Annotated in this window: 18 protein-coding genes; 6 read left to right on the forward strand and 12 right to left on the reverse strand. The window is 66.4% G+C overall.

Annotated features, from left to right (window positions below):
- Positions 1-191 precede the first annotated feature (191 nt).
- Complete coding sequence (locus HOP59_RS18565) at positions 192-1,766, forward strand: BCCT family transporter (RefSeq protein ID WP_234254901.1); 1,575 nt, start codon at positions 192-194, stop codon at positions 1,764-1,766.
- A 289-nt stretch (positions 1,767-2,055) separates the two neighbouring features.
- On the opposite strand, the gene etfB is transcribed toward HOP59_RS18565, so the two are convergent.
- The 7 genes from etfB to gbdR all read right to left on the reverse strand — a co-directional run bounded on the left by etfB (position 2,056) and on the right by gbdR (position 11,607).
- On the reverse strand, positions 2,056-2,823 hold the full coding sequence (gene etfB / locus HOP59_RS18570) for an electron transfer flavoprotein subunit beta (RefSeq protein ID WP_422676803.1): 768 nt from the start codon (positions 2,821-2,823) through the stop codon (positions 2,056-2,058).
- 70 nt (positions 2,824-2,893) lie between these two features.
- Positions 2,894-4,210, reverse strand: a complete 1,317-nt coding sequence (gene etfA / locus HOP59_RS18575) for an electron transfer flavoprotein subunit alpha (RefSeq protein WP_234254906.1) — start codon at positions 4,208-4,210, stop codon at positions 2,894-2,896.
- The gene (locus tag HOP59_RS18580) at positions 4,207-6,231 is read right to left on the reverse strand and encodes a (Fe-S)-binding protein (protein ID WP_234254908.1); all 2,025 of its coding nucleotides are present in this window, start codon (positions 6,229-6,231) and stop codon (positions 4,207-4,209) included. The genes etfA and HOP59_RS18580 overlap by 4 nt, the downstream gene beginning before the upstream one ends.
- A 156-nt stretch (positions 6,232-6,387) precedes the next feature.
- Positions 6,388-8,460: a dimethylglycine demethylation protein DgcA gene (gene dgcA, locus HOP59_RS18585; RefSeq protein ID WP_234254911.1), complete on the reverse strand. Its 2,073-nt coding sequence runs from the start codon at positions 8,458-8,460 to the stop codon at positions 6,388-6,390.
- A 10-nt stretch (positions 8,461-8,470) separates the two neighbouring features.
- Entirely contained in the window at positions 8,471-9,016 is a 546-nt protein-coding gene (locus tag HOP59_RS18590; protein ID WP_010625860.1) for a DUF5943 domain-containing protein, read from the reverse strand.
- A gap of 185 nt (positions 9,017-9,201) precedes the next feature.
- Positions 9,202-10,179, reverse strand: coding sequence for a dipeptidase (locus HOP59_RS18595; RefSeq protein WP_234254913.1), 978 nt, complete (start codon positions 10,177-10,179; stop codon positions 9,202-9,204).
- Between the two features lie 267 nt (positions 10,180-10,446).
- Entirely contained in the window at positions 10,447-11,607 is a 1,161-nt protein-coding gene (gene gbdR / locus HOP59_RS18600; RefSeq protein WP_010625862.1) for a choline metabolism transcriptional regulator GbdR, read from the reverse strand.
- Positions 11,608-11,897: 290 nt separating this feature from the next.
- Here gbdR and HOP59_RS18605 point away from each other — a divergent pair, with 290 nt between their 5' ends.
- From HOP59_RS18605 to HOP59_RS18625, 5 genes are all read left to right on the forward strand, one after another.
- The gene (locus HOP59_RS18605; protein WP_234254915.1) at positions 11,898-12,866 is read left to right on the forward strand and encodes a 2-hydroxyacid dehydrogenase; all 969 of its coding nucleotides are present in this window, start codon (positions 11,898-11,900) and stop codon (positions 12,864-12,866) included.
- A gap of 210 nt (positions 12,867-13,076) precedes the next feature.
- On the forward strand, positions 13,077-14,654 hold the full coding sequence (locus HOP59_RS18610; RefSeq protein ID WP_234254917.1) for an aldehyde dehydrogenase (NADP(+)): 1,578 nt from the start codon (positions 13,077-13,079) through the stop codon (positions 14,652-14,654).
- A 271-nt stretch (positions 14,655-14,925) separates the two neighbouring features.
- Positions 14,926-15,675, forward strand: coding sequence for an SDR family oxidoreductase (locus HOP59_RS18615; protein WP_234254918.1), 750 nt, complete (start codon positions 14,926-14,928; stop codon positions 15,673-15,675).
- 15 nt (positions 15,676-15,690) lie between these two features.
- Positions 15,691-16,539: a fumarylacetoacetate hydrolase family protein gene (locus HOP59_RS18620; RefSeq protein ID WP_234254920.1), complete on the forward strand. Its 849-nt coding sequence runs from the start codon at positions 15,691-15,693 to the stop codon at positions 16,537-16,539.
- A gap of 38 nt (positions 16,540-16,577) precedes the next feature.
- The gene (locus HOP59_RS18625; protein WP_234254922.1) at positions 16,578-18,221 is read left to right on the forward strand and encodes a UxaA family hydrolase; all 1,644 of its coding nucleotides are present in this window, start codon (positions 16,578-16,580) and stop codon (positions 18,219-18,221) included.
- A gap of 120 nt (positions 18,222-18,341) precedes the next feature.
- Here the strand turns inward: HOP59_RS18625 and nanR are convergent, their stop codons facing one another.
- The 5 genes from nanR to HOP59_RS18650 all read right to left on the reverse strand — a co-directional run bounded on the left by nanR (position 18,342) and on the right by HOP59_RS18650 (position 23,215).
- Positions 18,342-19,058: a transcriptional regulator NanR gene (gene nanR / locus HOP59_RS18630; protein WP_010625868.1), complete on the reverse strand. Its 717-nt coding sequence runs from the start codon at positions 19,056-19,058 to the stop codon at positions 18,342-18,344.
- 65 nt (positions 19,059-19,123) lie between these two features.
- Complete coding sequence (locus HOP59_RS18635) at positions 19,124-20,197, reverse strand: Ldh family oxidoreductase (protein ID WP_234254925.1); 1,074 nt, start codon at positions 20,195-20,197, stop codon at positions 19,124-19,126.
- Between the two features lie 27 nt (positions 20,198-20,224).
- Complete coding sequence (locus HOP59_RS18640) at positions 20,225-21,604, reverse strand: TRAP transporter large permease (RefSeq protein WP_026037793.1); 1,380 nt, start codon at positions 21,602-21,604, stop codon at positions 20,225-20,227.
- Positions 21,605-21,616: 12 nt separating this feature from the next.
- Complete coding sequence (locus HOP59_RS18645; RefSeq protein WP_010625871.1) at positions 21,617-22,153, reverse strand: TRAP transporter small permease; 537 nt, start codon at positions 22,151-22,153, stop codon at positions 21,617-21,619.
- A 63-nt stretch (positions 22,154-22,216) separates the two neighbouring features.
- Positions 22,217-23,215, reverse strand: coding sequence for a sialic acid TRAP transporter substrate-binding protein SiaP (locus HOP59_RS18650; RefSeq protein ID WP_234254927.1), 999 nt, complete (start codon positions 23,213-23,215; stop codon positions 22,217-22,219).
- Positions 23,216-23,297: the final 82 nt, after the last annotated feature.

Raw genomic sequence — 23,297 nt, forward strand, 5'->3', positions numbered from 1 at the left:
CCCTCCACCAAGTGGCACTTGCCCCACAGAGACCTCCACTTGCCTGCGCGAGACACGTCGCCGCGGCAATGAGCCAATGGATAGCTGGAGGTCGCTTTCACGACATACCCCTCGCCGCCCTGGCCCAACAATGATTCGCCCGGGAGCGCCTGCCGCTTGCGGATGCTAACAACAACATGCGAGGAATCCCCATGAAGCATGACGATGTGCCAATCCTCAAACCCGGGCAGGACAACGCCCAGGTGCTGGGGATGGACTTCCACCATCCCGTGTTCCCACTCTCGGCCGTGGCCATCCTGGCCTTCATCCTCTACGCCCTGGTCTATCCCGATGCCGCCAACAGCCATCTCACTGCGGCCCGTGGCTTCTCCATCGAGTATTTCGACTGGCTGTTCATGATTGCCGGCAACCTCTTCGTGCTGCTGTGCCTGGCGTTGATCGTCATGCCGTTGGGGCGCATCCGTCTGGGCGGCAGTCAGGCCCGCCCCGAGTACTCGACTACCTCATGGTTCGCCATGCTGTTCGCCGCGGGCATGGGCATCGGCCTGATGTTCTGGAGCGTGGCCGAGCCGGTGGCCTACTACACCGACTGGTACGGCACCCCGCTCAATGCCGAGGCGCACACCCCGGCCGGCGCCAGCGCGGCCATCGGCGCCACCATGTTCCACTGGGGCCTGCACCCCTGGGCAATCTACGGCGTGGTGGGGCTGTCGCTGGCCTTCTTCGCCTACAATCGCGGCCTGCCGCTGACCCTGCGCTCGGCCTTCACGCCGATCCTCGGTGAGCGGGTACGCGGCTGGTTCGGCCACATCATCGACATCGTCGCGGTACTGGCCACCATCTTCGGCCTGGCCACTTCGCTGGGCTTCGGTGCCTCCCAGGCGGCAGGCGGCCTCAACTACCTGTGGGGCGTGCCCAACACCATCGGCACCCAGCTGGCGATCATCGTGGTGGTTACCGCCGTGGCCCTGTTCTCGGTGTGGCGCGGTATCGACGGCGGTGTGAAGCTGTTCTCCAAGATCAACATGATGCTTGCCCTGGGCCTGCTCACCTTCGTGATTATCACCGGCGGTGTGCTGCTGTTCGTCAACAACCTGTGGCACACCACCTTCGCCTACGTCAGCCACGTCGTGCCGCTCTCCAACTGGATCGGTCGCGACGACACCACCTGGTACCACGGCTGGACCGTGTTCTACTGGGCCTGGTGGATCTCCTGGTCGCCCTTCGTCGGCATGTTCATCGCGCGGGTCTCCCGCGGGCGTACGGTACGTGAGTTCCTGATCGCCGTGCTGCTGGTGCCGACCCTGGTCACGCTGGTGTGGATGAGCGCCTTCGGCGGCACCGCCCTGACTCAGTCGGCGGCCGGTGTGGGCGCCCTGGCCGACGGCATCAGCGACGTCTCGCTGGCGATGTTCCAGATGCTCGAGCACCTGCCGCTGACCACCCTGACCTCCAGTCTGGCGATCCTGCTGGTGCTGATCTTCTTCATCACCTCGTCGGATTCCGGCTCGCTGGTGATCGACAACATCACCGCCGGCGGCAAGACCGATGCCCCCCGCGGCCAGCGCGTGTTCTGGGCGGTGCTGGAAGGCGTGATCGCCGGTATCCTGCTGTACGGCGGCGGCAGCACCGCACTGGGCGCCCTGCAAGCCGGCGCCGTGGCCACCGGGCTGCCCTTCACCCTGGTACTGCTGGGCATGGCCTACTGCCTGGTCAAGGGGCTGAGGGAAGAGCAGCGCGGACTGGCGGCCGCCAAGCCGGCCTGATACACCATCGACCTCACGCAAGAAACCACCACGCGACCCCGGCCTTGGCCGGGGTCTTCTTGTTGGGGAAGACAATAAGTCAAACTCCAAGCTCCAAGCTCCAAGAGACCAATCGGTTGGATCGCTGTCGCAAGCGATGCAAGGCCCGCCGCCGGTGCGCAGTTGGCGTGTGTGCCACTTGCCCTGGGTGCTGCCTATCTCCGCCAATACCGCCCCCCAACGCAACGACCCCGGCCAAGGCCGGGGTCGTTGTTGGGTTAGGGCGTTATCGTGAATGCGTTATCGAAAGCTAGCGCAGAACGCCCTCGTCCTTGAGCAGCTTGAAGATCGCCTCGGCGCCCTGCTCCGGGGTCACGTCGGTCAACACCTGGCCACTGCCGCCTTCGGCCTTGGCCGCGGCGGCCTTGAAGCGATCCCGCGCCGAGGCCGCCTTGACGATCTTGAGCCGCTTGGGACGCTTGCGGGCCGGTGTCACGTTCCACTCCGGCTGTGCCTCATCCCACTCGACCGCTGCCGACTCGGCCTCGATCTCACCGCGCTGGGCCGGGCCGAAGGCGCTCTGGCGGGCCGCGGCGGCGGCAGCGTCGACGGTGACGATGGCCGGCAGCCGCACCTGCAGCCGGCGGCGCTGGCCGCGAGGCAGGGCCTGGAGCAGGGTAGCTACGCCATTCTCGACCTTTTCCACGGCAGCCAGACCACCGACCAGCGGCCAGCCAAGACGCTCGGCCAGCAGGTAAGGCAGCATGCCGGAGCCTTCGCCCTGCTCGGCGCGCTCGCCGGCGATCACCAGCTGCGGCCGTGCTGCACTCAGCCTGTCGGCCAGAGCGGGAACCACGTCGGCACCAGGCAGCTGCTCGACCAGGGTCAAGGCGGAGAAGCCCATGCCCAGATAGCCGCGCAAGGCACTTTCGCTCTCCTCGTCGAGCGCGCCGGCGTGCAGCAGGGAGATGCGCGCCCCAGCGAGGGACAGGGCCAGCTCCACGCCGCGGGCGTCCTGATCGGCGCGCCGGGCGCGCCCGGTCACGGGGTGGCGGCCCACGGAGACCAGCACTGCCACTTCGAGCGCACCATCTTGCTGAGCACTAGTTGCTTGTGCACCTGTACTTGGCGCTCCAGGCGCTTGGGCATCAGGCCGCATCGCGCTTCTCCTCTCGTTGCCGTTGGACCATCTCGACCAGCGCCGCGAGTATGCTCGCCGAGTCGCCAATCACCGCCAGGTCGGCGCGCTTGATCATGTCGCACCCCGGATCGAGGTTGATGGCCACCACCTTGTCGCAGCTCTGGATACCCTGCAGGTGCTGAATGGCACCGCTGATGCCCACCGCCACGTAGACCCGTGCAGTGACCCAGGTCCCGGTAGCGCCCACCTGACGATGGCGCGGCATGAAGCCATCGTCCACCGCCACCCGCGAGGCACCTTCGGTCGCTCCCAATATCTTGGCGGCCTGATGGAAGCCCTCCCAGTCCTTGACGCCGTTGCCGGCGGAAAGAATGAACTCGGCCTCGGAGAGCGCCACGCCGGCCGGATCGACGGCCACCTGCCCCAGATCCTCGATGCGCCCCAGCAGAGGCGGCAGCGGCTGCGACAAGGCCAGCGGCTGAACCGCATGGCGGGTCTCGGAAACGGGCTCGGCGCATTCGGCCAGCGCCAGCACCACACGCGGCAGGGCGCGCTGGATATCGCTGGTACCGGCAGCACCGCGTCCGGTACAGCGCCAGCCCAACGCGCAGGCAGCGTCCCGTTCGACCTGCCAGATGCCGGCGGCAGGCCGTTCACCCAGGCGCGCCGACAGGCGCCGTCCCAGGTCGGCGCCGCCCAGCTTGGAGTCGGGAAACAGCCAGTGACGCGGGGCAAACTCGCCGTCGACGGCGGTGAGTGCCGCCAGGCGTGCCTCCGGCGCGTAGCCGTCGACATCATCGCCATCCAGCACGATCAGCCGATCGATGCCGGCTTCACCAAAACCAGCACGCTCTTTAGGCTCGCCGGAGCCCTCGCCAGGGCCAAAGAGCACTGCCACCACGGCACCCGGCCGCTCACCATCGGCATCGGCCAGCTGGCGGGCCAGGCCCAGCAGGTCGCGGTCGTGGCTGGAGAGACGCCCGCCGGGCATGTCCGGTACCACTGCGACCAGGAAGGCCGGGGCCTCGATGGTAACCTGCCGCCGTTCGTCGGCAGCGGCCTTGCGACCGGCACCGGCGCCACGTCCCGCTGCGGCAGCCTGCTGGACGCCGCTGCGGTCGATGCGCTTGATGCCGTTGGGTCCGATGAAGCCGACCGCATGGGGATTCTTGCGGATCACGCCGTTGGGGCCCATCCACTCCGTCGCCGCCATGCCATGTCCGGCACTCTGGCCAAGCTCGGCCAGCACCCGCTCGTGATCGGGATGCAGGCGATTGCGGGCGATCCACTCACGGCGCGGATCGCGACGAACGATCTCGCTCATGACGTGACCTCCTTCATCTCCGGGCGGGCACCGGCGGCAGACTGCGGGGCGCGGGTGCTATCGCTGCCGCCACCGGAGCCGGCGGGGCGCTCCACCAGGGCATCGGCCACCAGCTCGGCGATGTCGCGCACCTCGGCGGTGGCATCGACCACCCCCTCGAGCATGGCGGTGCACTGCGGACAGCCTACCGCCACCAGCTCGGCGCCGGTCTCCTTGACGTCGTTCATACGCATGTCGGGAATCCGCTGCTTGCCGGGGATGTCGGTGATCGGCGCACCGCCACCGCCACCGCAGCAGCGCGAGCGGAACCCTGAACGCTGCATCTCGGCCACGTCGATACCCAGCGCCTTGAGCACGTTGCGCGGTGCTTCGTATTCGCCGTTGTAGCGGCCCAGATAGCAGGGGTCGTGATAGGTGACACTGCCGCCCTTCCAGGGCGCGAAGTGCAGCCGACCCGCCTCGAACAGCTCGGCGATGTAGGTACTGTGGTGGCGTACCTCATACACACCGCCCAGCTCGCCGTACTCGTTTTTGAGGACATGGAAACTGTGCGGGTCGCAGGTGACGATGCACTGGAAGCGGTACTGCGACAGCGTTGCGATGTTGCGCTTGGCCAGCGACTGGAAGGTCGCCTCGTCGCCCAGGCGGCGCGCCACGTCGCCGCTGTCGCGCTCCTCGTTACCGAGCACGGCAAAATCGACACCGGCCGCACGCAGCACTTTCACCAGCGCTCTGAGCGTACGCTGATTGCGCATGTCGAAGACCCCGTCGCCCAGCCACAGCAGCACGTCGACCTGCCCCAGGTCGCGCATCAGGGGCAGATTGAGGTCCGCCGCCCAATGCATGCGCGAGCCGGGATCGAAGCCGCCGGGATTGTCGGTGGCGATCAGGTTGTCGAGCACCTCGGCGCCCTTGCCCGGGGTATTGCCATGCTCCAGGGTCAGGAAGCGACGCATGTCGACGATGGCATCGACGTGCTCGATCATCATCGGGCACTCCTCGACGCAGGCACGGCAGGTGGTGCACGACCACAGCGTCTCGGCATCCACCAAGGCCTGGCCCTCACGGGCAACGATAGGGCCATGGGGACTGCCGGCATGCTCGCCCACCGGTTTTCCTGGGTAAGGACTGCCGGCATAGTGGGCATCGCTGCCGCCGGCCAGGCCGACGACCATGTCCTGGATCAGCTTCTTGGGATTGAGCGGCTGACCGGCGGCGAAGGCCGGGCACATCGCCTCGCAGCGTCCGCACTGCACGCAGGCATCGAAGCCGAGCAGCTGGTTCCAGGTGAAGTCGCTGGGCGTCTCGACGCCCAGGGGCGCCTTGGAATCGTCCAGGTTCAGCGCCTTGAGCCCAGTGGAGCGGTTGCCCTCGCCCCCTTTTGTGGAAAAGCGCTCAGGGCGGCGATGGAAGGCCAGATGCAGGGCGCCGGCGAAGGCGTGCTTCATCGGCCCGCCCCAGGTCATGCCGAAGAACATTTCGCCAAGGCCCCACACCAGCACCGCGGCCAGCGCCAGAGCGAGGATCACGCTGCCCGTTCCGGCAGGTAGAATGCCCAGCGTCGGCAGGGTGAGCAGGAACACGCTCGCCGAGAACGCCATCAGGCTCTTCGGCAGGCGCATCCAGGGCCCCTTGGAGAGCCGCGCCGGCGGATTGCGCCGCCGTTTGGCGACGAACAAACTGCCGACGAACATGGCGGCGCTGGCCAGCAGCAGCAGCCCACCGAGGATTGGCCCCATTCTTTCTGAAGAGCCGAGCCCCAGGCCATGTACCAGGATCATCAGCACGGCCGCCGCGACGAAACCGCCGGCGGTGGCCACGTGGGTGTTGGACATGACCTTGTCACGTGCCACCACATGGTGCAGATCGACCAGGTAGCGCCGCGGCATGGCGGCGAGCCCGCGCAGCAGATCGACCCGAGCGGGTCGACCCTGGCGCCACAGGCGAATGCGCCGCACGGCGCCGATCACGGCCAGCGCCAGGGCGGAGAAGATCAGTATTGGCAGCAGGGTCTCGAGCATCTCGCTCACCTCGCAGGCTAGAAATGATGGCTCGACGCAGGAGTGGGAAGGGGAGCCGGCGTCGCGCCCTTAGCATTCGCCCGAGCCGAGGCGCCGCGACGCGGTCCTGTCGAAGGAACTCGACTCCACTTTCTCCTTACCCGAGCGCAATAGCTTTCAAAGGTCTTTGCATAGCCGCAGGGCGTCGTAGATTGCCGCATGCGTATTGCGCGGCGCGGTGCAGTCGCCCAGGCGGAACAGCAGGTAACCCTCGCCCTGCTCACTCAAAGAGGGCTGCGCCGTGGCGGCGTAGAGCGCCTCGAGATCCACCTGGCCGCGGTTGCGCGAGCGCTCCTTCAGCGCGTAGTAGAGCGCTTCGTCCGGGCGTACGCCGTTCTCCACCACCACCTGATCGACCACCCGCTCCTCCATGGCGCCGGTGTACTCGTTCTCGAGCACCGCCACCAGGGCGTCGCCCTCGCGGTAGACCTTGTGCAGCATCAGGTCGGAGGTCATGATCACCTCCTTCTCGTAGAGACTGCGGTAATAGGTCGGGAAGGTGGTGCCACCCACCGCCGCGCCAGGCTTGATGTCGTCGGTGACGATCTCGACCTTGGCTCCCTTGTCGGCCAGATAATCCGCCGCCGAAACGCCGGAGAACTCGCAGATGGAGTCGTAGATCAACACGTTCTTGCCCGGCGCGACCTTGCCAGAGAGCACGTCCCAGGTGCTGACCACCAGGCTCTCCTCGGGGTTCTCCGAGTAGCCCCACTCCGGGTACTGGCTGAGGAAGGGCTGGCCGCCGGTGGCCAGTACCACGACGTCCGGGCGCAGGTCCTCGATGGTAGCCTCGTCGGCGCGGGTGCCGAGGCGCAGGTCCACCTTGAGGCGTGCCAGCTCCAGCTGATACCAGCGGGTGATACCGGCGATCTGGTCGCGCTGCGGCGCCTGGGCGGCGATGGTGATCTGGCCGCCGAGCTGATCCGCGGCTTCGAACAGGGTCACGTCGTGGCCGCGCTCGGCGGCGACACGAGCCGCCTCCATGCCGCCGGGGCCACCGCCCACCACTACCACCTTGCGCTTCGGCCCCTCGGTCTTCTCGATGATGTGCGGCAGACCCATGTACTCCCGCGAGGTCGCGGCGTTCTGGATGCACAGCACGTCGAGGCCCTGATACTGGCGGTCGATGCAGTAGTTGGCGCCTACGCACTGCTTGATCTGGTCGATCTGGCCCATCTTGATCTTGGCGATCAGGTGCGGGTCGGCGATGTGCGCCCGGGTCATGCCCACCAGGTCGACGTAGCCCCCTTCGAGGATACGCTGGGCCTGGTTGGGATCCTTGATGTTCTGGGCGTGGATCACCGGTACCTTGACCACTTCCTTGATGCCCGCCGCCAGGTGCAGGAAGGGCTCCGGCGGGAAGGACATGTTGGGAATGACGTTGGCCAGGGTGTTGTGGGTGTCGCAGCCGGAGCCGATCACGCCGAAGAAGTCGACCTGGCCGGTGGCGTCGTAGTAGGCGGCGATCTGCTTCATGTCCTCGTGGGTCAGGCCGTCCGGATGGAACTCGTCGCCGCAGATGCGCATGCCGACGACGAAGTCGTCGCCCACCTCGGCACGCACCGCCTTGAGCACCTCCATGCCGAAGCGCATGCGGTTCTCGAAGCTGCCGCCCCACTGGTCGGTACGCTTGTTGACCCGCGGACTCCAGAACTGGTCGATCAGGTGCTGGTGCACCGCGGAGAGCTCGACGCCGTCAAGACCGCCCTCCTTGGCCCGCCGCGCGGCCTGGGCGTAGTCGCCGATGATGCGCCAGATCTCCTCCTCCTCGATGGTCTTGCAGGTGGAGCGATGCACCGGCTCGCGAATGCCGGAGGGCGACACCAGAGTCGGCCAGTCGAAGCCGTCCCAACGCGAGCGACGCCCCATGTGGGTGATCTGGATCATGATCTTGCCGCCGTGCTTGTGCACGGCATCGGCGAGATTCTGGAAGTACGGGATGATGCGGTCAGTGGACAGGTTCACCGAGCTCCACCAGCCCTGGGGGCTGTCGATGGAGACGACGGAGGAGCCGCCACAGATGCACAGGCCACAGCCGCCCTTGGCCTTCTCCTCGTAGTACTTGACATAGCGCTCGGTGGTCATGCCGCCGTCGGTGGCATGCACCTCGGCGTGGGCGGTGCTGACCACGCGATTGCGGATGGTCAGCTTGCCGATCTGGATCGGCTCGAAGATCGCGTCGAATGCCATGGAAACCTCCTCAACCCTGGGCGTCGGCCAACGGCTGAACGGTGAAGATGCCTACCTCGCAGCCGGGCTCGGCGGCGCTCTGGGTCTGTTCGGCGACGGTGCGCAGGGCACTGCCACGGGCGGCGAGGATTTGGTCCATGGCGCCGGCGAACCAGCCGGTGAACATGTACTCCTCCTTCTGCCCCGTCTTGCCGAGCTGATAGACGAAGGCGCTGTGCTCCAGGCGCACGCGGGCGGTACCGGCATCGAGGTCGATGGCCTCGGTGACGAACTTGCCCCAGCCGCGCTGGGAGAGACGCAGCATGTAGTGCTCGAACACGTCGACGCCTTCCAGGCCGTGCAATTCGGCCTCCTTCTCGCACCAGTGCCAGGCGCTCTTGTAGCCGGCGCGGTAGAGAATCTCGGCATACTTATCCACACCCAGCGCTTCGGCGACGGCCGTGTGGTTGTTGATAAAGAAGTGCCGCGGTACGTACAGCATCGGCAGGGCGTCGGTGGTCCACACGCCGGTTTCGCTATCCACCTCGATGGGAAGCTCAGGGGCCATCTTGGTCACGGTCTTGATCCTCGAAATCGTTGTTCTAAGCGCTGGTAATTTGGTTCACGAATAAGTCCGGGCCGTCATGAGCGCAGCGAGAACAAGGCGCGAAGTCGAGAGAAAGCGGAGTGGACTGTTGTCCATGAGCATTTCGAACGACTTCGCAACGCAGTAATCGCAAGCGCAATAGGCCCGAGGGCCGGTTAAGAACCCCATACCTCTTTCAATATGCGTACCCAGTTTTCGCCCATGATCTTGCGAACCTGGGTCTCGCTGAAGCCGCGGCGCAGCAAGGCTTCGGTCAGGTTGGGGAACTCACCGATGGTGCGGATGCCCTCGGGATTGATGATCTTGCCGAAGCTGGTCAGGCGACGGGCGTAGCCCTTGTCGTGGGTCAGCCACTCGAAGAAGTCCTTGCCGTGGCCCTGGGTGAAGTCGGTGCCGATGCCGATGGCATCCTCGCCGACGATGTTCATCACGTACTCGATGGCCTCGACGTAGTCGTCGACAGTGGCGTCGATCCCGGCGCGCAGGAAGGGGGTGAACATGGTCACGCCGACGAAGCCGCCGTGCTCGGCGATGAAGCGCAGCTCCTCGTCGGACTTGTTGCGCGGGTGCTCCTTGAGCCCGGACGGCAGGCAGTGGGAGTAGCAGACCGGCTTCTTCGATTCGAGAATCACCTCTTCGGAGGTCTTCGAACCGACGTGGGAGAGGTCGCACATGATGCCGACGCGGTTCATCTCGGCGACGATCTCACGACCGAAGCCGGAGAGCCCCCCGTCGCGCTCGTAGCAGCCGGTGCCCACCAGGTTCTGGGTGTTGTAGCACATCTGCACGATGCCGACGCCGAGTTGCTTGAAGATCTCGACGTAGCCGATCTGATCCTCGAAGGCGTGGGCGTTCTGGAAACCGTAGATGATGCCGGTCTTGCCCTCTTCCTTGGCCCGGGTGATGTCGGCGGTGGTGCGCACCGGGCGTACCAGGTCGCTGCACTCGGCCATCAGCTGGTTCGATTTGACGATGTTGTCGACGGTGGCCTGAAAGCCCTCCCACACCGAGACGGTGCAGTTGGCGGCAGTGAGTCCGCCGCGACGCATGTCCTCGAACAGTTCGCGGTTCCACTTGGCGATGATCAGGCCGTCGATGACGATGGCATCGTCGTGCAGGTCTTGGGGCGTCATGAGGGCGTGCTCCGGATGGATTGACTTGAAGGCAGCATAGCGCTGGCATGGTGAGTCCCGACTTCTGGAAGCGACGGCGATAATTCCAAAAACGTCACCCCTGTCGCGACTGCGACGAACAGCACAATGCACCTCTCCTGCCGCCTTCCGCTGAGAGGGCGGAAACCGGTCACGTAAATGCCTCTCCCGCGCCGGGCGGGAGAGGGAAGCAATCGACAAGAGAAGTGGGGAAACGGCCCACGGCGCCCTGGCCGCGAGCCGCCGGGCTCAGTGGTCCAGGCGCACGCTGGCGTAAGTGGGCTCGCCGCGGGCATTGTCGAGCGCCACCAGCGCCGCCGAGATCGGTTGCTCCGACACGGGCTCGAGGCTGACCGGCTGCAGCAGCAGGCTCTCGGCCGGCGGTTCAGGCAGCGGCGGCTGGCGCAGCGGGCTCATGCCCAGCCGCTCCTCACGCGGCGGCAGGCCGAAGAATTCCCGATAGCACTTGGAGAAGTGGGGCGTGGAGACGAAGCCGCAGGCCGAGGCCACCTCGATGATCGGCATCGAGGTCTGCTTGAGCAGTTGGCGGGCCCGGGTGAGGCGCAGCTTGAGGTAGTAACGCGACGGCGAGCAGTGCAGGTACTTCTGGAACAGCCGCTCGAGCTGGCGGCGCGAGACGTCGACGTAGTCGGCCAGCTCGGCGAGCTCGATGGGCTCCTCCAGGTTGGCTTCCATCAGCGCCACGATTTCCAGCAGCTTGGGCTGGGTGGTGCCCAGCACGTGCTTGAGTGGCACGCGCTGATGGTCGTTCTCGCCGCGCACGCGGTCGCAGATGAACATTTCGGAAATGCCCGCCGAAAGTTCGCGCCCGTGTTCGCGTTCGATCAGGGTCAGCATCATGTCGAGCGGTGCGGTACCGCCGGAGGCGGTGGCGCGGTCACGGTCGATGGTGAACAGCCGGGTGGTCAGCACCGTCCGGGGGAACGACTCGCGCATCGCCGCCAGACACTCCCAGTGCACGCTGGTCTCGTAGCCGTCCAACAGCCCGGCCTTGGCCAGTGCCCAGCTGCCTGTGCAGATGCCGCCCAGTCGGCGCGACAGGCGCGCCTGGGACTGCAGCCAGACGACGTGCTCGCGCTGCACGGTACGGGATGGTCCCACGCCGCCGCAGACGATGATCATGTCCAGCGCCAGCGGCATGGTGATGGCGCCATCCGGCGTGACCCGCAGGCCATCGCTGGCCGAGATCGGCCCGCCGTCCACGCTCAGCGTGAACCAGCGATACAGCTCGCGACCGGCCAGTTGATTGGCCATGCGCAGCGGCTCGATGGCCGAGGCCAGAGAGAACAAGGTAAAGTTTTCCAGCAGCAGAAAACCCAGCGTTTGGGGCATGGGTGTCTTGCGCAGGGCGTGAGCCGGGGAGGCCGAAGCCGGGGGCATCGTGGACATGTTTCATACTCCAATGCCGTGAATCGTTATAGGTTGTATCGGCATTCAACTCGTCAGGGTCTGGGTGTCGCTTTCAGGCAAATCTGTCTGGCAAAGGTATAGCAATTTGTCGCTCACAGATATGCTTAACATCGTCCAGACGCAGAAAGTATGCCAGTAACGGCAAGCGCATATGTCGCAAAATGGATGGGTGGGCGTCGTATTTGCCCAGTACTGGCGCATTGACTAGGCTGAGTCTGCCCCGCCCGCCCCCCCCAGAGCGAAAACAGAGCGAAGACAGAGCGAACACAATGACAAAACGCATCGTCGCCTACACCCGCCTCAAACCGATCCACCTCGATCAGCTTCGCCAACGTTTCCACGTCGATTACTTCGAGGCCTTGAAGAGTACCGACGACCCCGACTTTCGCCAGGCCCTGGGGCAGGCGCACGGGCTGGTCGGCTCCAGCCTCGTCATCACGCCGGAGCTGCTCGACCTGGCGCCTCAATTGGAGGCCGTCGCCACCATCTCGGTGGGCTACGACAATTACCCCGTCGAGGCGCTGACCCGGCGCGGCATTTTGCTCTGCAACACGCCCGACGTGCTCACCGAGACCACCGCCGACACCGGCTTTCTGCTGATCATGGCGACCGCCAGGCGCGCCATCGAGCTGGCCGATCTGGTCAAGCGCGGCGACTGGACGGCCAGCATCGGCGAGCCCCACTTCGGCACCGACGTACACGGCAAGACGCTGGGCATGGTCGGCTTCGGCCGCATCGGTGCCGGCGTGGCCCGCCGCGGCGCCCTGGGCTTCGGCATGCGGGTGCTCTACGCCTGCTCCTCGCCCAAGCCCGCACTGGAGCAGGAGCTGGGTGCCGTGCGCTGCGAACTGGACGAGCTGCTGGCCCAGGCCGACTTCGTCTGCGTCACCGTGCCACTGACGGCGGAGACTACGCATCTGATCGGCAGGCGCGAGTTCGGGCTGATGAAGCCCTCGGCGATCTTCGTCAACATCGCCCGCGGCAAGGTGGTCGACGAAGCGGCGCTGATCGCAGCGCTGGAAACGGGCGAGATCCATGCCGCCGGGCTCGACGTCTTCGAACAGGAGCCGCTCTCGCCGGAGTCGCCGCTGCCGCACATGGTCAACGTGGTGGCCCTACCGCACGTGGGTTCGGCAACTCACGAAACCCGCGACGCCATGGCCCAGCGCGCGGTGGACAACATCATCCTGGCGCTGGAAGGCAAGCGTCCGCTCAGCCTGGTCAACGAAACAGCGTAGCGAGGGGAAACGCCATGAACCGCTGAGCCTCCTCAGCGGCAAAGCAGCCGACTCGGCGGCGATGTCCGTCAACCCGACCCCGAACACTGCCATGCAGCGCCCGCGGCGCACTGGATCGACGCGACGGCATCGTCTACGGTAGGCTTGTATGACAGGTAGCACGACATACCATCACCAGCGATTCGTTGCATGCCCGCGCAAGGAGCTCCCATGACACTGCAAGGCACATCCCTGATCGGCCGCACGGCCGTCACCGGCAGCCGCGGCGAGATTCGCGCCGTCAATCCTGCGACCGGAGCACCGCTCGATCCCATCTATCATGGCGGCAGTGAAGCCGAGGTGGAGCGCGCCTGTGCCCTGGCCGAAGCGGCGTTCGGTGTCTATCGCGAAACGACCCTCGACGCGCGTGCGGCGTTCCTCGAAGCCGTGGCTGGCGAGATCGAGGCCATCGGCGACGAACTGATCGAGCGCGCCATGGCCGAGACCGGCCTGCCCCGCGCCCGCCTCAAGGGCGAACGCGGCCGTACCTGCGGCCAGCTGCGCCTGTTCGCCTCGGTGGTACGCGCCGGCGAGTGGCTCGACCTGCGTCTCGATCCGGCCCTGCCCGAGCGTCAGCCGCTGCCCCGTGCCGACCTGCGCCAGCGCCACATTCCGCTGGGCCCGGTGGCCGTGTTCGGCGCCTCCAACTTCCCGCTGGCCTTCTCCGTGGCCGGCGGCGATACCGCCTCGGCACTCGCTGCCGGCTGCCCGGTGATCGTCAAGGCGCACTCCGCCCACCCCGGCACCTCGGAGCTGGTGGGCCGTGCGGTGCAGCGGGCGGTGGAGAAGAGCAACCTGCCCGAAGGGGTGTTCTCGCTGCTGTTCGGTTCGGGCCGCGAGGTGGGCCAGGCCCTGGTGGCCGATCCGCGCATTCAAGCCGTCGGCTTCACCGGCTCCCGTGCCGGCGGCACCGCCTTGATGAAGACCGCCCAGTCCCGCCCCCAGCCGATCCCGGTCTACGCCGAGATGAGCTCGATCAACCCGGTGTTCCTGCTACCCGAGGCGCTCAAGGCGCGCGGCGCCCAGCTCGCCGAGGGCTTCGTCGCCTCGCTCAACATGGGCGCCGGGCAGTTCTGCACCAACCCCGGTCTGGTGATCGGCGTGAAGGGCGCCGAGCTTTCCGCCTTCGTCGAGGCCGCAGGCGCCGCCGTTAAGCAGAGCGCCGGTCAGACCATGCTCACCCCGGGCATTCACAGCGCCTACGAGCAGGGCGTGGACCGACTGGCATCGAACATAAAAGTCAGGGAAGCGGCCCGCGGTCAGGTGGGCGAGACCGCCCATGCCTGTCAGGCGGGGCTGTTCGTCACCACCGCCCAGGACTTCCTCGCCGAGCCTGAGCTGCAGGAAGAGGTATTCGGTGCCACCTCGCTGGTGATCGAGTGCGCCGACACGAGCGAGATGCGCCAGGTTGCCTCGCAGCTCGAAGGCCAGCTCACCGCCACCCTGCAGATGGACGACGGCGATCTCAACGCGGCGAAACAGCTGCTGCCGATCCTCGAACGCAAGGCGGGGCGGATACTCGCCAACGGCTGGCCTACCGGGGTCGAGGTGTGTCACGCCATGGTTCACGGCGGCCCCTTCCCGGCCACCTCCGACGCACGCACCACCTCGGTGGGCAGCGCGGCGATCTTCCGCTTCCTGCGCCCGGTGTGCTACCAGGCGCTGCCGCAAGGGCTCTTGCCCGAGCCGCTGCGCGACGGCAACCCCTGGGGCGTATCGCGCCTAGTAGACGGCAAGCGCGAAATGTAACAAATGCCTACGCGAGCGAATCGCTGCGTTGCGCGGTGCTCGGAATCCTCACATATACCCCATATGCTCCGGTTCCTGTGCTCCGTGCGCCTTGCGCTTCATCTCGCTCGCCGATTTGTTCGGCGTTTCCATCTCACCTATTTCTCTGAAACCTTTGGCGGCCTTCGGGCCGCCTTTTTCATGTCACTGCCTTCCGGTTGGCAAGCCGTTTCAACTGCGCCATACTTAACCGAACATCAGGCTAGCAGCCTATCATACAGGTATGGGTACCATGCGACTGCAGCACAAGACCGCGCTGATCACCGCCGCCGGCCAGGGCATCGGTCGTGCCACGGCCCTGCGCTTCGCCGCCGAGGGCGCTCGGGTCATCGCCACCGACATCGATGCCGGCAAGCTGCGCGACCTCGAAGATACGCCCGGCGTCGAGGCGCGCCGCCTGGACGTACTCGATGCCGAGGCCGTCGCGGCCCTGGGCAACGAGCTAACCTCGCTGGACGTGCTCTTCAACTGCGCCGGCTACGTCGCCAGCGGCGCGCTGCTGGAGGTCACCGATACCGACTGGGAGCGCTCGCTGGCCCTCAACGTCACCGCCATGCTGCGCCTGACCCGCACCCTGCTGCCGACCATGATCGCGAGCGGTGGCGGCAGCATCATCAACATGGCCTCGGTGGCCTCCAGCCTCACCGGCGTGCCCAACCGCTGCGCCTACGGCACCACCAAGGCCGCGGTGCTCGGCCTGACCAAATCGATCGCCTCCGACTACATCGACCGCGGTATCCGCTGCAACGCCATCTGCCCCGGCACGGTGGACTCCCCTTCCCTGCGCCAGCGCATCCGCGAGCAGGCCGAACGCCAAGGGCGCCCCGAGGCCGAGGTATACGCCGAATTTCTCGCCCGCCAACCCCTGGGGCGACTCGGCACGGCCGAGGAGATCGCTGCCCTGGCCACCTATCTGGCCGCCGACGAATCGGCCTATACCACCGGCACCGCTCAGGTCATCGACGGCGGCTGGCTCATCTGATCGGAGGAGAACTCGATGAAACTGCTGCGCTTCGGCCCCCGGGGCCACGAGAAGCCCGGGCTACTCGACGCAGAGGGCGTGATCCGCGACCTTTCGGCCCACCTGACCGACCTCGACGGCGCCCATCTGGGGCGCGACACCCTGGCCCGGCTGGCCGAGCTCGACCCCTCCCGGCTGCCGGCGGTAGCTGCCGACACCCGTCTCGGGCCCTGTGTGGGCCGCGTAGGCAAGTTCATCTGTATCGGCCTCAACTACTCCGACCATGCCGCCGAGACCGGCGCCGAGGTGCCGCCGGAGCCGGTGGTCTTCGCCAAGTGGACCAGCGCCATCTGCGGCCCCAACGACGACGTCATCATCCCCCGCGACTCGCGCAAGACCGACTGGGAAGTGGAACTCGGCGTGGTGATCGGCAAGAGCGCGCGCTACGTGGACGAGGCCGATGCCATGGAGCATGTAGCGGGTTACTGCGTGGTCAACGATGTCTCCGAGCGGGAGTTCCAGCTCGAACGCAGCGGCACCTGGGACAAGGGCAAGGGCTGCGACACCTTCGGCCCGCTCGGCCCCTGGTTGGTGACGCCGGACGAAATCCGCGATCCCCATGAGCTCGATCTCTGGCTCGAGGTGGACGGCCATCGCTACCAGGACGGCAGCACCCATACCATGGTCTATCGCATTCCCTTCCTGATCAGCTACCTGAGCCGCTTCATGAGCCTGCAGCCGGGCGACGTCATCTCCACCGGCACCCCGCCCGGGGTCGGTATGGGCCAGACGCCGCCGGTCTATCTGCAGCCCGGCCAGCGGATGCGCCTGGGTATCGAGGGGCTCGGCGAGCAGGTCCAGAACGTGATCGCCGAACCGCAGTGACGAGCCTCTGTAACGGGCTGCCATAAGGAATACCGCCCATGACCACCCAGACTATCGCTAGCGATCACGGACATCTCGACAGCCTGCGCGTTCATCACGCCGACAACGTGCGCGTGGCCCTCAAGGACCTGCCCGCCGGCCACCCCGTGGAAGACGGCGATCAACGCCTGCACCTGGCCGAAGCCATCCGCCACAAGCACAAGTTCGCCCTGCGCGACCTTGCCGTCGGCGACGCGGTGGTCATGTACGGCGTCACCGTGGGCCGTGCCACCCGTCCCATCCCAGCGGGAGCAGCCATCACCACCGACAACACCGCCCACAGCACCGCCACCAGCGAGCCCCAGGCCCGCCGCGGCCAGTGGCAGGCGCCGGACGTCTCGGCCTTCGCCGGCGCCACTTTCGACGGCTACCACCGTCCGAACGGCCAGGTGGGTACCGCCAACGTCTGGCTGGTGGTTCCGCTGGTGTTCTGCGAGAACCGCAACATCGAGGTGCTGCGCCAGTGCGTCGCCGACGCCCTGGGAGAGGATCCCTATCGCGACTACAAGCGCATGGCCCGGGAGCTGCTGCACGGCAGCAGCGGGACGGCGCCGGCCGAACCGAGCGGCGAGCGCCTCTTCCCCAACGTCGACGGCGTGCGTTTTCTGACCCATACCCTGGGCTGCGGCGGCACCGACGACGATGCCCAGGCGCTGTGCCAGCTGCTGGCGGGGTATATCTGCCACCCCAACGTGGCCGGCGCCACGGTGCTCAGCCTGGGCTGTCAGAAAGCGCAGATCGAGATGCTGCAAAACGCCGTGGCCGAGCGCGATCCGCGCGGGCTGCGCCCGGTACACTACCTGGAACAGCAGGCCAGCATCAGCGAAGAGGCGCTGATTCGCGAGGCCCTGACCACCATCTTCGACGGCCTGAGTGAAGCCAACCGCACGCCGCGCACACCGGCCCCGCTCTCGGCGCTGACCCTCGGCGTGGAGTGCGGCGGCTCCGACGGCTTCTCGGGGCTCTCCGCCAATCCCCTGGTGGGGGCCGTGGTCGACCGCCTGGTTGCGCTGGGTGGCAGCGGTATCCTGAGTGAGTTTCCCGAACTGTGCGGGGTGGAGCACGAGTTGATCGCCCGCTGCCGCGACGATGCCGTGGCCGAGCGCTTCGCCAAGCTGATGGAGGCGTATCAGCGCCATGCCGCCCGGGTCGGCGCCGATTTCTCGATGAACCCCTCGCCCGGCAACATCCGCGATGGCCTGATCACCGACGCCATGAAATCGGCCGGGGCCGCCAAGAAGGGCGGCGACAGCCCGGTGGTGGACGTGCTCGACTACACCGAGCCGCACACCCGGGCCGGGCTGAGCCTGCTCTGCACCCCGGGCAACGACGTGGAGTCGACCACCGCCCTGGCCGGCTCCGGGGCCAACCTGATCCTGTTCACCACCGGACTCGGCACGCCCACCGGCAACCCCGTGACCCCGGTGCTCAAGATCTCCAGCAACAGTGAACTGGCCGCACGCATGGGCGACGTCATCGACTTCGACGCCGGCCCCATCATCCGCGGCGAGACGAGCATCGACGAGCTCGCCGAGCGGCTGCTAAGGCTGTGCCTCGACACCGCCTCGGGGCGCTACCTGCCCCGCGCGGTGGAGCTGGCGCAGTATGATTTCATTCCCTGGAAGCGCGGCGTCTCTTTATAGTGGTCAACGTGGCTGCGCTCGACGAGGGGCGCCGGGGACAGGTCGAAGAGGAGGTCTTTTGCCATGGCCTCCTCCTAGACCTGTCGACGGATCAGCGCCGAGTCAACTTGCAGCTGATCGCTACTCAGAAAGGCGCTTCTTGAGCTTCATATAGGTCCCATAATGCCGGTCGAGGTGGCGCCGCATGGCCGCCTCGGCGGCATCGGGGTCGCGGGATTCGATGGCCTCGACGATCTCGATATGGGCCGCCATCGCCGCCTTGTCCTCGTCCTTCTGCTGCAGCACCTGAGCGCGACGGTCGTCGAGCCACTCGGAGAGCGCCACGTGGATGGCGTCGAAGATGGGGTTGCGGGCGATGCTTGCCAGCACGCCGTGGAAGTCGTTGTCGGAGCGCTTGAAGCGCGCCTCGTCGCCCACGGCCTCGCGGTTGTCCTGCAGCGCCGCACGTAGGTTCGCCAGGTCCTCGTCGCTGGCGTGGCGAGCGGCGTAGCGGGCCAGGGAGATCTCGAACAGAGCCCGCGCCTCCTGGAAGTACTGCTGGCCGTCGGGCTTGGCGAGCAGCTGGCGGGTGACCCCGGAAAGGCGCGCCATGACCGACTCGGCGGTGGGGCGAATGACCCTGGCCCGGGTACCGCTGTTGATGGCGATCAGACCCAACTGCTGCAGATGGAAGAGCGCCTCGCGCACCGCCGGGCGGCCCACGCCGAACTGCTCCATCAGCTCCCGCTCCGAGGGCAGCTGATCGTTCTCGCTCAGTCGCCCCTCGAGGATATCCGCCTCGAGCTGCTCGGCGACCTGCTCCGAGAGCGTCTTGCGCTCTATCCGATATCGGCTCATGGGCTGGGGCTCCTGTCAGTCACGATTGTTGCGGCTATCTTACTGCATCGCCGCGCCAGATGCGCTCAGCTCAGCGGCCGCAGCGGCGGTACGTCCAGACGCTCGGCCAGCTCGGCGTAGGCGGCCTGATTGGCGCTGTCGAGGGGAATGCCCCGGGCGTCGCGCTGCGCCTGGCAGGCCCACTCCCGGTCGCCGGGCACCAGCACTTCGCCCCCGTTGCGCCCCGGCTGGGCGCGCAGATCGTCCAGGTAGCGCCGCAGGCAGGCGGGAAAGGGATCGCCCGGCGCGAAGGCATCAGGCCTGAGCGCCATGACGAAGTGGGCGATACCGCGCGGCGAGGCCATGTCGGGTCCACCCATGGGCAACAGCCGATAGCCATGCTGCATGCCGGCGAGCATCGAACTGAGAACCTCTACCATGCCGCCAAGGCCGGCGCCCTTGAAACCAAACTCGCTGCCGCCCAGGGGCAGCAGTGCCGCCACCTCGCCCGGCGTGCGGGTCACCCGGCCCCCAGCATCGGCGGCCACCTGGTCGGGCAGCTCGCGGCCGATGGCACCGTACTGCTGCACCCGGTTCCAGGGAATGGCGCTGGTCGCCATATCGAGCAGGTAGGGCTGCTCTCCCGCCACCGGCGCGGCAAAGGCGATGGGATTGGTGCCGTGGAACGGGCGGCTACCCTGGTGCGGCAGCACGAAAGGGTCGGAGTTGCACGTGACCAGCCCGATCAGCCCGCGCTCCGCCGCCGCCAGGGCGTAGCAGCCCGCCGCACCAAAATGTGAGGCGTTGCCCACCGCCACCGCCCCCATGCCGACCTGCTCGGCCATCTCGACGGCATGCTCCATGGCGCTATAGGCGGCCAGGTGGCCGAGGCCGTCGTCGGCATCGAGATAACCGGTGGCGGGCAGCCGGCGTTCGAAGCGCATCCGGGGCACGCCTTTGAGGCGGCCACCCTGCAACGCCTGCACGTAATGGGGCAGGAGCCGCAGGCCGTGGCTGTCGGTACCCATCCGCGAAGCGGTGACCAGGGCCCGCGTCGCGGCGCTGGCCGAGGCTTCGTCGGCGCCGGCACGCCCCAGCACCGCCTTCATGAAGCGCTCCAGCGCTTCCCGCTCCACTCTGAAGTCCGTCGTTTCACTCATCGTTCCCTTTCCTTGTGGATCGTCGTCTCAGCGATAGACCAGGGTGGGCAGCCACATGGAGATGGCCGGCACGAAGGTCACCAGCAGCAGGCACAGCACCAGCGGGATAAGGAACGGGATCGTCCCGCGCATGCAGCGCTCGAAGCTGACGTTGGAGACCCGTGACAGTACGTAGAGCACCATGCCCACCGGCGGCGTCAGCAGGCCGATCATCAGGTTCAACACCATGATCACCCCGAAGTGCACCGGGTCGACGCCCACCGCAACGGCCAGCGGCAGCAGCACCGGTACCAGAATGGTGATGGCGGCGATGGTCTCCATGAAGCAGCCGATGATGATCAATACGATGTTGGAGAACAGCAGCACGGCGATCTTGCTATCCGCGAACGGACCGAGCAGAACCACCAGATGCTGCGTTACCTGATTGCTGGAGAGGATCCAGGCGAAGATGGAGGCGGCGCCCACGATGAACAGGATGATCGCCGTGGTTTCGATGGTCTCCATGCTCACCTTGAGCAGCTTGCGCCAGGTCAGGGTGCGATAGATCCCCACCCCCAGGAACAGCGCATAGACCACCGCAGCCACGGCGGATTCGGTGGGCGTGAACATCCCGGTGATGATGCCCCCCACGATGATCACGGGCGTCATCAGCGACAGCACCGCGCGCCCGAAGGTCCTGCCCAGCACGCCCACCGAGAAGCGGGCATCGGCGGTATAACCGCGGCGCCGGGAGATGATGAAGATCATCCCCATCAGCATGGCGCCCATGAGCAGACCCGGCAGCAGGCCGGCAGCGAACAGCTGCCCTACGGACGCCGAGGCCATGACGCCATAGATCACCATGGGCAGACTGGGCGGAATGATGGGCCCGATGGTTGAGGATGCCGCGGTGATACCGACGGCAAACTCCTCGTCGTAGCCGGCATCCTTCATCGCCTTGACCTCGATGGTGCCCAGCCCGCCGGCGTCTGCCACCGCGGCACCAGACATGCCGGAGAAAACGATGCTCGCCCCCACGTTGACATGGCCGAGGCCGCCACGCATCCAACCCATCAGTGCCTTGGCGAAATCGAAGATACGCTCGGTGATGCCGGCGTTGTTCATCAGGCTGCCGGCGAAGATGAAGAACGGAATGGCCAGCAGCGGAAAGCTGTCGATGCCGTTGATCATGCGATGCGCCACGACGATATCCGGCACCTGACCGGAGATCAGCACGAACATCAGGCAGGCGCCGGCCAGACTGATGGCGATCGGCACCCCCAGCACCAGCATGGTGAACAGCGAGAAGAACAGAAAGGAGAGGTAGTAGCCGGTCACTGCCAGGATCACGCAGCCGAGCACGGCAAGCGCGGAGAGCAGTGGCGTGACGACCGGCGCTCGCCAGCGCAGCATGGAAAGTCGACTCATGGATGGCAGCCCTTACTGACGCGCTGCGCGAAGGCGCAGGACGATTCTCTGAATGCCGCGAAACGCCATGACGACGAAGGCGGCAAAGACCGTGAAGTAGATGATGTTCTTGGGCAGGTCGACCGAGATCATCATGCTGCCGGTGCGATCGGCGAGCTTGTAGGTGACCCAGGCCATGGCGATGTAGAACCCCACGCTCACGCCCTCGGCCACGCCGGCCACGATCTTACCCAACCAGCCGGGCATGTAGCGGTAGAAGAACTCCACCATGATGTGGGTGCCCTTCCTCACCGCCAGCGCACTGCCGGCAAAGCCGACCACGATCAGCAGATAGCGCGCGATCTCTTCCGTCCAGGTGGTGGAGTCGCCCAGCACGTAGCGGGTGAAGAACTGCAGCGAGACGACGAAGATCAAGGCCCAGAAGATCACCAGAGTGAAGTAGTCCTCGATGGCATAGTCGCCAAAGCGGAACTCCTCGCTATCGAACGCCGACTCGAAGTCGAGCATGGGGTCGACCGCTTCATCGAGTTCGTCGATCCGTTTCGACATCTCACGCCTCCCGGCGTCCACCGCCCGTGGCGGTGGACGCACCCGTCGATGATCACTGGTGGCTTACTGGCCCAGGGCCTGCAGCCGCTCGTAGGTCTCTTCGTCCCAGTCCGCATCGTCGCCGAGGTGGTAGGGCACGGTGACATCCCGGAACGGTTCGCGATCCACCTCGTTGATGGTGTTGCCCTGCTCCTCGAACCAGGCCGCCAGCTCCGCCTCGGCCTGCAGGATGTCGTTGGTATTGTTCTGCGCGGCCTCCTGCAGCACCTCACGGAAGATCTCCTGATCCTCCTCGGAGAGCTGGTTCCAGCGTATGCCGCTGATGATGGTGACCAGCGAGTCCGTCACGTGGCCGGTCAGGTTGATGACGTCCTGTACCTCGTGGAAGGCCATGGCACGGATCGCCGGCAGAGGATTTTCCTGGGCATCGACCACCCCCTGCTGCAGGGCCAGGTAGGTTTCGTCGAAGGCGATGGGGGTGGGATTCGCACCGGCCGCACGCGGGAACATCATGTAGAGGGGAGCGCCGGGCACGCGGATCCGCAGCCGCTGCATGTCCTCCGGCACGTTGATCGGCTCGTTGGAGGTGACGTGGCGCTCACCGTAGTAATTCAGGGCGATGGGTACGTTGTTGGTGGCGTCCTGGAAGCCCTCGGCTATCTCCTGGAACAGGTCGCTCTCGGCATAGGCCTGCCAGTGGTCGAAGTCGCGGAACATGTAGGGCGCCCCGGCAATGCCCATCGGCCCGTAATAGCGGCCCGCGAACTGGGTACCGGTATAGATGATGTCGACGGTGCCCAGCCCAAGCGCCTCGTTGATGTCCTGTTCGTTACCCAGCGACGAGGCAGGATGCACGCTGATCCTGTAACGGCCCTCGGTGCGCTCCTCGATCTCACCGGCGGCCCATTCCGCCCAGCGATGGAAAGGCTCCGACGTCTCGTACACGTGGGCAAAACGCAGGGTCTCGGTGGCTTGAACCGCCCCGGTGAAGCCGATACCCGCCGCGATCAGGGCGGCGCTCAGCAGGGACGTCTTGAGGTGGCGTTGGCTCTTCTGGCTCATCATGAACTCCTCGCGATTTGTCGATGTTGTTATGCGTATCGAGCAGGTCTGAGTTGGGTCTTGTCGGGCAGGCAGCTTCCAT

Origin of the sequence: Billgrantia aerodenitrificans (assembly GCF_021404405.1) — a bacterium.
Taxonomy (GTDB): Bacteria; Pseudomonadota; Gammaproteobacteria; order Pseudomonadales; family Halomonadaceae; genus Halomonas; species Halomonas aerodenitrificans.